Source organism: Xanthomonas sp. SHU 308 (assembly GCF_000364645.1).
Lineage (GTDB): Bacteria > Pseudomonadota > Gammaproteobacteria > Xanthomonadales > Xanthomonadaceae > Xanthomonas_A > Xanthomonas_A sontii.
The window spans coordinates 1-11,321 of the sequence record NZ_AQOK01000054.1 but is presented as its reverse complement, the minus strand read 5'-3'; the positions used below and the strand labels follow the sequence as shown (position 1 = coordinate 11,321).

Genomic DNA, 11,321 nt, shown 5'->3' with positions numbered 1-11,321 from the left:
CAGCGCGCGCAGCGCTGCCGGCCACAGCGCGGTGGCCGCGGCACGGTCGAGCACGCCGCTCAGCGCGAGCGTGTCGCCGTCGCGGCGCAGCTGCGGCGCATCACTTGCCACTGTTGCCCGCCGGTGCCGCCTGCAGCGTGCCGTTGCGCAGCTCGGCCGCAACCTCGGGGATCGACTTGTTGCGCAGCGGGGTGTCGAACTGGTTGCGGAAGGTCTGCACGTAGGACACGCCCTCCACCATCACGTCGAAGATCTTCCAACCCGCGCCGGTGTTGCGCAGCAGGTAGTCCACCGGCACCGGGTCGCCGCCGCTGCGCAGCAGTTCGGTGGAGACCTTGACGCCGCGGCCGCCGGGCAGCGGGGTTTCCGACTTCACCCGCACCTGCGGCTTGCCTTCGAAGGTCAGCAGCGAGGTGCCGTAGCGCTGCATCAGGTTGTCGGCCATCGCGTCGCCGAACAGCTTGACGTCGGCATCGGAGGCGCCGCGGCCGTGCACACCCAGCACCAGGCGGGCGGCGTAGTCGCGGTCGAAGGACTTGTTCATCTCGCTGTCGATGAACTGGCGCAGCGCGGTCGGGTTGCTCTTGAACTCGCTGCGGCGCTGTTCCAGCGTGGTCAGGATGCGCGTGCTGTTCTCCAGCACCACCTTGCTGGCCGAACCGGCCTGGGTGGCGGCGGCGGCCGGCGCGGCGGCTTGGGCCAGGGCGGCGGAGGGCGCGGCCACGGCCAGCGCGGCGGCGAGAGCGGCGGAAAGCAGTTTGATCGTCATGGCTTGGGTTCCGTTGCGGGCGTGGTGGGATCGGCCGAGGGTGCGGCAGCGGGTGTTGCGTTCTTGTCGCCGCCGGCGCTGCCGCCGCCGAACATGTACTTGCCGACCAGCTGGATCAGGTCCACCGCCGGCTGGGTGAAGGCGATTTCCTGGCCGGGCTTGAGCGTGTCGGGGTCGCCGCCGGGCTGCAGGCCGACATAGCTCTCGCCCAGCAGACCGCTGGTCAGGATCGCCGCCGAAGTGTCGGCCGGCAGGTCCTTGTACTTGTCGTCGATGGACAGGGTCACCACCGAGTCGAACTTGGTCGGGTCCAGGTCGATCTTGGCGACCTGGCCGATGATGACGCCGCCGATCTTCACCGGCGCCTGCGCACGCAGCTGGCCGATCTGCGAGAAGCGCGCGACCAGGTCGTAGCGGTGGCCGCCGAAGCCCCACTGGCGGTTGGTGGAAGCCAGCGCCAGCACCAGCAGCGAGGCCAGGCCCAGCAGCAGGAAGGCGCCGACGGCGAACTCGAGACGGGGACCACGGAGAGCCATAACGTGTCTACCTTGTTGATTCAGCGTGGCCGCGGCGCCAGTGCCGCGACCGGGATGTTGCCGCGGAGCCTGCCGTCGCCGGCCGGCCCCGCGTTGGCGCCGCTCAGCGGAACAGCAGCGCCGACATGACGAAGTTGAACATCAGCACCAGCAGCGAGGCGTTGACCACGGCGCGGGTGGTGGCCACCGAAGTGCCCTCGATGGTCGGCTCGGCATGGAAGCCGACATAGGCCGCCACCAGCGCCGCCGTGCCGCCGAACACCGCCGACTTCAGCATCGCCACGCCGAAGTCGTCCCAGAAATCCACGCTGCTCGACAGCGCCGACCAGAACGTGCCGCGGTCCAGGCCGAGCGCCGCCACCGCCTCGAAATAGCTGGCGCTGATCGCCAGCGAGCAGAAGATGCCGGTCAGCAGCGGCACGGTCAGCACCGCCGCCCAGAAGCGCGGCGCCACCGCCTTGGCCACCGGGTCGATCGCCATCAGCTCCAGCGCCTTGATCTGGTCGGTCGCACGCATCAGGCCGAGCTCGGCGGCGATGGAACTGCCGGCGCGGCCGATGAACAGCAGCGCGGTCAGCACCGGCGCCAGCTCGCGGTATAGCGACAGGCCGAGCAGCGTGGACAGCGCATCGGAGGCGCCATAGGTCTGCAGCGTGCGGTAGCCCTGCAGAGTCAGCACCAGGCCGACGAAGGCGCCGCCCACGGCGATGATCGGCAGCGAACGCGCGCCGACCTTGTAGATCTCGCGGATCAGCTCGGCCAGCAGGTCGCGGGTCGGCAGCGAGCCGCGCAGCACGGTCAGGAAGAACAGCCCGGCACGGCCCAGGGAACGGATCGGGGCAACGATGGCCATCAGGCGGCGCTCCGCGCGCGCTGCGGCGCATCGAACGGGATCGGGCCGTCGGGACGGCCGTGCAGGAACTGCTGCAGCAGCGGATCGGTGCTGGCCTGCAACGCCTGCGGGGTGCCGGCGAAGACCACGCCGCCGTTGGCGATGGCCACGGCCTGGTCGCAGATCGGCAGGGTCTCGTGGACGTGGTGGCTGACGATGATGCTGGTCAGGCCCAGGGTGTGGTTGAGGCGCTGGATCAGGCTCATGATCACGCCGGAGGCGATCGGGTCCAGCCCGGTCAGGGGTTCGTCGTAGATCATCAGCGGCGGGTCCAGGGCCAGCGCCCGCGCCAGCGCCACGCGCCGCGCCATGCCGCCGGACAGCTCGCGCGGCCAGGCGTCGGCGGCGGCCAGCAGGCCCACCGCATGCAGCTTCAATGCGACCAGCCGTTGCAGCACCGGCTCGGGCAGGCGGGTGTGGGCGCGCAATGGCAGCGCCACGTTCTCGGCCACGCTCAGGTCGGTCAGCAGGCCGTTGCCCTGCAGCAGCACGCCGATGCTCTTGCGGGTCTCGCGCAGCGCGCGGCTGCCGCGCGGCAATGGCTTGCCGAACACCTGAAGCGTCCCCGCGGCCAGCTCCAGTTCGCCGGTCAGCGCCGCCAGCAGCGTGGACTTGCCGCTGCCGGAGGGGCCGAGCACCGCGGTGATGCTGCCGCGCGGCACGCTCAGCGAAACGTCACGCAGGATCGCCCGGCCGCCGCGGTCGATGCGCACGCCCGACAACTGCACCAGATTGGATTCGGAAGACGCCATCGCGACCTTTAACGAAAACACAACATAGGATCGATCCGTTCGGCTGAACTTAACCGAACTGGCCCGTGCAGTATTGTGGCACTGCGCGGGCCGGTGTGCGCGCCCGCTTCGCCCCGTTCATGCAACAGCGTGTCATACGGCCGCGCATTGGTCGCCGGCGACGCCGCATCGGCTCGGGATGGCCGCCACCGCGCCAGCGCCTCGCAGCTGCACTTGAGGTGTGGACAAAAGGCGATGTGGACAAATGCCCGCACAGCGCTTGTGCGCGTCGCGACGGCACGCGACGATGCCGGCATGGCGCCCGTGCCGAACCACACCTGGAGTCAAGGATGGAGCTGTTGAGCTTGGAACACTTCGCTGGAAGCGTGAACGAGACGTTCTCGGCGCAGTTGAACGAAGGCGAGGTCGCGTTCGTGCTGGTCGAGGCGCGGCCGCTGCCGACGCCGCCCGCGGCGCGGCGCGCTCCGTTCTCGCTGCTGTTCCGCAACGGCTCGGCTTTTCTGTTTCCGCAGCAGACCTACCAGATGCGCCATCCGCGCCTGGGCGAGATCGGCATCTTCCTGGTGCCGGTGGCGCGCGAACGCGACGGCTTCCTGTATCAGGCGGTGTTCAACTGACGCGCGCGTCCGGCTTCGTGCCAGCGCCATCCCAGCGCATGGCCAGATGGGTCTGGCCGGCCTCGCCGGCAACGAAGCCCAGCCGCGCGTAGAGCCGCTGCGCTGCGGGATTGGCATGCAGCACATGCAGTGTCAGTGCGCGCCCATCCGCATGTGCGAGCGCCTGTGCCTGCGCGATCAGCGCGCCGCCGATGCCGTGGCCGCGGCAGTCCGGCAGCAGGCTGATATCGACCAGGACGTGCGGATCCGTGCTGCGGTCCAGATACAGCCGGCCCAGCCGTGCGTGCGCGTCTTCCACGATCAGGAAGTCCGCGCCGGGAAAGTGTTGCAGATAGTGCGCATGCTGCAAGGCGAACTGCTGGTCGAGAAAGGCGCGCTTGGCTGGCTCCGGCCAGGGGACTGCGGCCAGTTCGTCGCGCCGCGTGCTGGCGTACAGGTCGCGTAGCCAGTTCAGGTCTGCCGAACGCGCCGGCCGCACGCTGATGCCGCGTGCCTGCAGCGCAGCGGGCGCCGCCCACCCGGCGTCCCGTTGCGGAAAGCCGGGCGACGCGGCGATCGACATCATGTCCTCAGTTGAAGACCGGATAGTTGCCCTGCAACGCGATGCAGAAGTTCACCGCCAGATACGGCTGCCGGTTCTCGTGCGCCTGGCCGATGCCGGTGGGCATCAACATGGTCGGGGAGAACTGCGTGTTCGGCGCGACCGCCAGGAACGGGCGTTCGGTATTCACGTTCAGCGTCGACAGGGCGACACCGCTCGCAGGCGAAGCGGTTTTCTTCGTGCCATCCGGCTGCGAGGCAGCAGTGACCCCGTGCTGGTGCATGGGGATCTGCGTGCTCTGCAAGCTCACCGACGCCGAGCCGAAATTGCTGCCCAGCGTGTGCGGCGTCAGTCCAGGCCCCGCGCCCTGCTGGCAGCCGGCGCGCGTCACGAAATTCGGCAGTTGGAACGTGGTGGTGCCATTGCCGCCGTAGGCCACGCCGAGCAGGGAATACAGCACGGTGTTCTGCGTGATCGGCAGGGTGGCGCCGTTGCACAACGCCCAGCCGTACGGGTTGTAGTCGAAGCCGAACAGCTGGATTTCGCCGATATAGGGTTCGGTCATGAGCGGATTCCTCCGATGAGCGGATGCGTGCCGCGGCCGTGTCGGCGCGGCGCAGAGGTCAGGCCTGTTGCGGGAAGATGCCGGTGGTGGCGATGCAGTACTGCACGGTCAGCGTCGGCATGACGTTGTCGTGCGGTTGGTTGCCGCCAGCGAAGGACGTGCTTTGCGGCGACAGCGCCAGCATCGTGGCGCCGGTAACGTCGCTTGCATAGAACTGGCTCCCGTTGACCGCGGCCGGCAACAGACCGGCGGGCGCGGTGGTGGTGGCCGCGGCGGTGGTGGCCTGCGCGGTATGCGTGTGTGCCGGCATCTGCAGCTCCGTCAATGTCACCGTCTCGGTGCCTGCGCGCTGGGCGAGCGGGTAGTTGCTCAGGCCCGGTCCCTGGCCCTGGTGGATCGGCAGGCGACCACGCAGATCCGGCACCGCGAAGGTGCTGGTGCCGTTGCCGCCGTAGGCAGTGCCGAGCAGGACGTACAACGGTTCGTATTCGGAGATCTGCAGCAGCGAGCCGTCGCACGCCTGCCAGCCTTGAGGCGTACGGCCGAAGCCGAACATGCGGATTTCGCCGATGAAGGGAGTACCCATGAGATGCTTCCTGGTCGATGAGGCGCCACGCGCACGACTGTGCGCGGCGTGCCCGGATGCGGATGCGCCTAGCTGCGCGAAGGGAAGATGCCGGACAGCGCGATGCAGAAATTGATCGTGGTGTACGGCTGCACGTTCGGATGCGCCTGGCCGCCGCCGCTATTGGCGATGGTGGACTGCGACAGTGGCACCGTTGCGCCTGGCGCGGCGTACAGCGCGTGCGGAGTTCCAGTAGGGATGTAGTTGTTGGCGAACAGGCGGCCGGTCGGTATGCGGTTGTCACCGTTGGCGCTGCTGCAAGTCATCAGGTGGGTATGCGGGGGCAGGTTGTCGCCTACCAGTGTCACCGTCTCCGCGCCGGCGGCCTGGCCCATCGGCACCGCAGGCGGCTGCCACGCCGGGTCGGCCGATGGCCCGTAGCCCACCGGCGTGCGTCCGCGCATGTCCGGCAAGCCGAAGGTGGTCTTGCCGTCGCCGCCGAAGCGGGTGCTGAGCAGACTGAACAGGGCCTGGTTCTGATTGATCGGCAGCAATTGCCCGTTGCACTGCGCAAAATATTTTGGCGCAAACGCGAAACCGGTCAGCATGATCTGACCGATGAAGAACTCGCTCATGCGGATCTCCCCCCGGAGTGGATGACGCCAGACCTCGTGTCTGGCGCCAGACTACTTAATCACGACTTCGGCGACTTGCAAGCGACGATTTCGCTGAACCAGACAGACGTGACGCATTTGTTGCTTTACGCGGCGTCGGATTTGCTGTTCCAATGGCCGCGCGACGCGCACGGCCGATGCTTGCTGGGCCGATGTTCCGCGAAGTCCGAGGCACCAGGATGGCTGCCAGCGCCCATGGGGTGGCGCGTTTTGGGGGAATCGAAATATGTCTACAAAATGCTCCGCATCGAGCGGCGTGCGACGGATGTTGCGTTGGCTGATGGCGCTGCTGTTGATGACGACGTCGCAGGTTTGCATGGCTTTGTACTGCCCGTCGCCTAAAACCGCGACCGTGAACCAGGGCCAATCGGTGACGTTCGACGTCAGCGACTGCGACGGGGACTCGAACGGTGGCATGACCGATCCTCTTGTGCAGCCTGCGCACGGCAGTTTCGTGCTCAGCCAGCAGTCCGGTCCTGGCACGCAGACGGTGACCTATACCAACAACGGGGACGGCGCGACCTCGGACTCGTTCTACCTGCTGGACCAGGACAACAACCAGGTCGTCTTCAACATCACCATCAACCCCTCGCGCAGCGCCAGCATCACGGTCTCCCCGTCCAGCGCCAACGAGGACAGCGGCACGCCCTTCGTCTACACGGTGACGTTGAGCTCGACCAACAGTTCGGCGACCACGGTGAACCTGACCCGCAGCGGCACGGCCGACAGCGGGACCGACTACACCGGTGCGGTTACCAGCGTCGTGGTGCCGGCCAACGCGACGTCCGCCAGTTTCAGCGTCACCCCAGTCGCCGACACCACGGTGGAGCCGGACGAGACGGTGATCTTCCAGGTGGCCAACGGTACCGGCTACTCGATCGGCAACCCGTCCAGCGCCACCGCCACCATCGTCAACGACGACTATCCCTCGGCGAGCATCGCGGTGTCGCCGGCCAGCGTCGCCGAAGATGGCAGCGCCAACCTCGTCTACACCGTCACCCTGAGCCAGGCGTCGCCGTCGGCGCTCTCGATCGGCTTCAGCGTGGGCGGCACCGCGACGTCCGGTACCGACTACGCAGCGGTCAACTCGCCGCTGGTGATTGCGGCCGGGCAGACCAGCGGCACCATCACCGTCGATCCCACCCCCGACACCACGGTGGAACCGGACGAGACCGTGGTGATCAGCCTCAATGCGGGCAGCGGTTACACCGTCGGCTCGCCGTCCAGCGCCACCGGCACCATCCTCAACGACGATCTGCCGACCCTGTCGATCAATAACGTGTCGCAGAACGAAGGCAATTCCGGCAACACCGCGTTCACCTTCACCGTCTCGCTCAGCCAGCCGGCCGGCAGCGGCGGGGTCAGCTTCGACATCGCCACCGCCAACGGCACCGCGACCGCGGGCACCGACTACATCTCCTCCAGCGTGAACGGGCTGACCATTCCGGCCGGCAGCAGCAGTGCCACCTTCACCGTGCAGGTGATCGGCGACACGCTCAACGAACCCGACGAAACCTTCTTCGTCAACGTCAGCAACGTCAGCGGCGCCACCGTCGCCGACGGACAGGGCCAGGGCACCATCGTCAACGACGATGCGCAGCCGTCGCTCTCGATCGGCGATGTCAGCGTCATCGAAGGCAACAGCGGCAACACCACGGCGACGTTCACGGTTACCCTCAGCGCCGCCAGCGGCCAAACCGTCATGGTCAACTACGGGACCGCCGACGGCACCGCCACTGCCGGCAGCGACTATGTCGCCACCTCGGGTCCGCTGGCCTTCGCGCCCGGCACCACCGTGCAGAGCATCGCAGTGACGATCATCGGCGACACCACCGTCGAGCCGGACGAGACGTTCACGGTGACCCTGTCCGCTGCCAGCAACGCCACCATCGCGCGTGCCACCGCCACCGGCACGATCCTCAACGACGATGCAGTGGTGACGATCTCGCCGACGTCGCTACCGGCGGCCACCGCCGGCACCAGCTACAGCCAGACCTTGACGGCCAGTGGTGGGACGGCGCCATATGGCTTCGCGATCACCACCGGCACATTGCCGGTGGGCATGCTGCTGAGTTCCGCCGGCGTGCTGACCGGCACGCCCAGCGGCAGCGGCAGCTTCAATTTCACCGTGTCCGCGACCGACAGCGGCGCGTCGCCCATCAGTGGTAGCCGTGCCTATACGTTGACGGTGGCTGCGCCAACCGTGACGCTGCCGGCGACGACCCTGCCCAACGGCACCGCCGGCCAGGCCTACAGCGCGGCGATCACCCAGGCCAGCGGCGGCATCGCGCCGTACACCTATGCCGTCACGGCCGGCGCCTTGCCGGCAGGCGTGACCGTCAACAGTGCGACCGGTGCGCTCAGCGGCACGCCCACCGTGACCGGCAATTTCAGCTTCACCCTGGTCGCGACCGACAGCACCTCCGGAACGCCGGGCCAGGCGTCGCGCAGCTATACGCTGGCGATCGTGGCGCCGACCTTGACCGTCGCCCCGTCCACCCTGCCGTCCGGGACCGCGGGCACCGCCTACAGCCAGACGTTGAGCACCAGCGGCGGGACGGCGCCCTACACCTACGCGCTCAGCTCCGGTGCCTTGCCTGCGGGCCTGAGCCTGAGCAGTGCCGGTGTCCTATCCGGCACCCCGGCCGTGGCCGGCAGCTTCACCTTCGTCGTCGGCGTCACCGATGCCGGCAGTTTCGGCGGCTCGCACGCCTACACCCTGTCCATCGCCTCGCCGACCCTGGCTATCACCCCGCCGACGTTGCCGGCAGCGGCGATCAACGCCAGCTACAGCCAGGCGCTGAGCACCAGCGGCGGCACCGCACCGTACAGCTATGTGCTCAATGCCGGCGCCTTGCCGAGCGGGATGAGCCTGAGCGCGGGCGGCGTGCTGTCCGGTACGCCGACCACGGCCGGTAACTTCGCGTTCACCGTCGGCGTCACCGACGCCAACGCCTTCACTGCGGCGCAGGCGTTCACCCTGACGGTGGCCTCTCCGACGCTGACGCTGTCGCCGCCGGCGCTGCCGGCAGGCACCGCGGGCAGCGCCTACAGTCAGGCGCTCAGCGCCACCGGCGGTACCGCGCCCTACAGCTACAGCCTCGCTACCGGCGCGTTGCCGGCCGGGCTGAGCCTGAGCGCGGCCGGCGTGCTGTCCGGTACCCCGACCCAGGCGGGCAGTTTCGTCTTCACCGCCACCGTCACCGACAGCACCGCCGGCGTCCCCGGCCAGGCCAGCCGCAGCTACACGCTGAGCATCGCGGCGCCGACCCTGACTCCGGGGCAGCCGACCTTGCCTGCCGGCACCGCGGGCACCGCGTACAACCAGACCCTGAGCACCAGCGGCGGCACCGCACCGTACAGCTACAGCGTGGTCAGCGGCGCGCTGCCGACAGGGCTGAGCCTGACCACGGCGGGCGTGCTGTCCGGCACGCCGAGCGCGGCCGGCAGCTTCGCCTTCAGCATCAAGGTGAGCGATGCCAACGGCTTCTCGGCCACGCAGGCCTACACCCTGACCATCGCCTCGGCGGTGCCGGCACCGGTGGCGGCGAACGACACCGGCGCCACCCTCGTGGATACCGCGCTGACCCTGGCGGTCACCGGCAACGACACCGGCAGCATCGACAGCATCGCCATCGCCACCGCGCCCAGCCACGGCACCGCGACCGTCGATGGCGTGCGCCTGGTGTACACGCCGGCGCCGGGCTACGTGGGCGTGGACAGCGTGCACTACACCGCCATCGGCGCCGGCGGCAGTTCGGCGCCGGCCGTGGTCACCATCACCGTCAACGCCCGCCCCATCGCGGTGTCGGTGACGGTGCCGGCGGTGACCGGGCAGGCGCAGACGCTGGACGTCACCCGCGACGCCACCGGCGGTCCGTTCGTGGCGGCCGCCGTGGTCGCGGTGCTGCCGGCCAACGCCGGTACCGCGACGATCACCCGCGCGGCCGCCAGGGCCGCCGGCGTGCCGACCGCGGCCGCGGACGACGGCCCGGGCTTCATGCTGACCTTCGTGCCGAACCCGGCCTTCTCCGGCAACGCCACGGTGCGCTTCACCCTGTCTAATGCATACGCGACCTCGGCCCCGGCGGACATCGTGTTCGTGATCGCGCCGCGCCGGGATCCGACCCAGGATGCGCAGGTGCGTGGCCTGATCGACGCGCAGGCCGAGTCGACCCGGCGCTTCGCCAAGGCGCAGATCGACAACTTCCAGCGCCGCCTGGAGGCGACCCACCGGGGTGCGCGCGGCTTCGACAACGGCGTGAGCTTCCAGGCCAGCTCGCAGTGCCGCCAGCGCGACCGCACGCTGCAGAGCGATCGCAACCTGGACGCGCAAGCGTGCGACCCGGCCAACCGCGACCTGCGCGACGGCGCCATGGACGGCGGCGCCGACACCGCGTCGGCTGCACCACGCGATGCCACTGCGGCAGGCGATCTGGGCCTGTGGGTGGGTGGTGCGATCCGCTCCGGCAGCCTGGACAGGCAGTCGCAGCGCGCCGGCGTGGATTTCCAGACCGATGGCCTGAGCCTGGGCGCCGATTACCGCGTCTCCTCGTCCTTCGCATTGGGCGCGGGCGTGGGCTTCGGCCGCGACGACAGCGATGTCGGCCGCGACGGCAGCCGCAGCGAGTCGACCGCGTACACGCTGGCGCTGTATGCCAGCTATCACCCGGGCCAGACGCTGTTCTTCGACACCCTGGTCGGCTACCAGCTGCTGTCCTACGACCTGCGCCGCTACGTCACCGACAACGGCGCCCTGGCCGAAGGCGACCGCAGCGGCCACCAGTGGATCGCGTCGCTGTCGGCCGGTGCCGACCTGCAGCGCGGCGATTGGCAGATCACCCCGTACGCGCGGGTGGATGCCGCGCGCGCCACGCTGGACGCCTACAGCGAAGCGGCGATGGCGCCGTACGCGCTGCGCTACGAGGACATGGACGTGGCCACCACCACCGGCAACCTCGGCCTGCGCCTGGAATGGCGCCGGCAGATGACCTGGGGACGGCTGACGCCGCAGTTCCGGCTCGAGTACCAGCACGACTTCCAGGGCCGCGGCGACGCCACGCTGGGCTATGCCGACATCGTCGGCGGCACCCTGTACCGCACCGGGCAGAGCGTGTACGACCGCAACCGGCTGATGCTGGGCGTGGGCGTGGTGTTCAGCACCGACCAGGGCCTGTCCACGCGCGTGGAGTACCGCGGCGTGACCGACGGCGACAGCGGCAGCGACCAGACCTGGATGTTCAACGTCGAGAAGAAGTACTGACGTTCAAGCCCCTCTCCCCCCGGGAGAGGGGTTGGGGAGAGGGTCCGGCGCGCAGCGACTCGCGATGTTCGGGTGCGCGAGGCTGGGCCCGTACCCTCATCCGGCCCTGCGGGCCACCTTCTCCCGGCGGGAGAAGGGAGCGGCTAG

11 protein-coding genes and 1 pseudogene are annotated in these 11,321 nt (G+C 69.1%); 2 read left to right on the top strand and 10 right to left on the bottom strand.

Going from position 1 to position 11,321, the window contains the following annotated elements; translation table 11 throughout:
- From D588_RS23835 to D588_RS0102615, 5 genes and pseudogenes are all read right to left on the bottom strand, one after another.
- Nucleotides 1-111: pseudogene (locus D588_RS23835) on the bottom strand (anti-sigma B factor antagonist); the annotation flags it as partial.
- Nucleotides 101-769 (bottom strand): ABC transporter substrate-binding protein, encoded by a 669-nt coding sequence (locus D588_RS0102630; protein WP_017909943.1) that lies wholly within the window; start codon nt 767-769, stop codon nt 101-103. The pseudogene D588_RS23835 and the gene D588_RS0102630, both read right to left, overlap by 11 nt.
- A complete protein-coding gene (gene mlaD / locus D588_RS0102625) occupies nt 766-1,305 on the bottom strand; it encodes an outer membrane lipid asymmetry maintenance protein MlaD (protein ID WP_017909944.1) in 540 nt (179 codons plus the stop codon). The genes D588_RS0102630 and mlaD overlap by 4 nt, the downstream gene beginning before the upstream one ends.
- 103 nt (nt 1,306-1,408) lie before the next feature.
- Nucleotides 1,409-2,158 carry an MlaE family lipid ABC transporter permease subunit gene (locus D588_RS0102620; protein ID WP_017909945.1) on the bottom strand — a complete coding sequence of 250 codons (750 nt, stop codon included), beginning with the start codon at nt 2,156-2,158 and terminating at the stop codon, nt 1,409-1,411.
- Nucleotides 2,158-2,949 carry an ATP-binding cassette domain-containing protein gene (locus D588_RS0102615; protein ID WP_017914863.1) on the bottom strand — a complete coding sequence of 264 codons (792 nt, stop codon included), beginning with the start codon at nt 2,947-2,949 and terminating at the stop codon, nt 2,158-2,160. The genes D588_RS0102620 and D588_RS0102615 overlap by 1 nt, the downstream gene beginning before the upstream one ends.
- A gap of 329 nt (nt 2,950-3,278) precedes the next feature.
- Here D588_RS0102615 and D588_RS0102610 point away from each other — a divergent pair, with 329 nt between their 5' ends.
- A complete protein-coding gene (locus tag D588_RS0102610) occupies nt 3,279-3,566 on the top strand; it encodes a hypothetical protein (protein ID WP_017909947.1) in 288 nt (95 codons plus the stop codon).
- On the opposite strand, the gene D588_RS0102605 is transcribed toward D588_RS0102610, so the two are convergent.
- The 5 genes from D588_RS0102605 to D588_RS28345 form a co-directional block, all read right to left on the bottom strand.
- Nucleotides 3,559-4,128 carry a GNAT family N-acetyltransferase gene (locus D588_RS0102605; protein WP_026143293.1) on the bottom strand — a complete coding sequence of 190 codons (570 nt, stop codon included), beginning with the start codon at nt 4,126-4,128 and terminating at the stop codon, nt 3,559-3,561. The two genes, D588_RS0102610 and D588_RS0102605, sit on opposite strands and share 8 nt — an antisense overlap.
- 7 nt (nt 4,129-4,135) lie before the next feature.
- Complete coding sequence (locus tag D588_RS0102600; protein ID WP_017909949.1) at nt 4,136-4,672, bottom strand: tail fiber protein; 537 nt, start codon at nt 4,670-4,672, stop codon at nt 4,136-4,138.
- Nucleotides 4,673-4,730: 58 nt separating this feature from the next.
- Nucleotides 4,731-5,258, bottom strand: coding sequence for a tail fiber protein (locus D588_RS0102595; protein WP_011260754.1), 528 nt, complete (start codon nt 5,256-5,258; stop codon nt 4,731-4,733).
- 68 nt (nt 5,259-5,326) lie between these two features.
- Nucleotides 5,327-5,872 carry a tail fiber protein gene (locus D588_RS0102590; RefSeq protein WP_017909951.1) on the bottom strand — a complete coding sequence of 182 codons (546 nt, stop codon included), beginning with the start codon at nt 5,870-5,872 and terminating at the stop codon, nt 5,327-5,329.
- 51 nt (nt 5,873-5,923) lie between these two features.
- Nucleotides 5,924-6,328 (bottom strand): hypothetical protein, encoded by a 405-nt coding sequence (locus D588_RS28345; RefSeq protein ID WP_226978665.1) that lies wholly within the window; start codon nt 6,326-6,328, stop codon nt 5,924-5,926.
- Between D588_RS28345 and D588_RS0102585 the strand changes: the two genes are divergently transcribed.
- Nucleotides 6,228-11,174, top strand: coding sequence for a putative Ig domain-containing protein (locus tag D588_RS0102585; RefSeq protein WP_232764203.1), 4,947 nt, complete (start codon nt 6,228-6,230; stop codon nt 11,172-11,174). The two genes, D588_RS28345 and D588_RS0102585, sit on opposite strands and share 101 nt — an antisense overlap.
- The last annotated feature ends 147 nt before the right edge of the window (nt 11,175-11,321 follow it).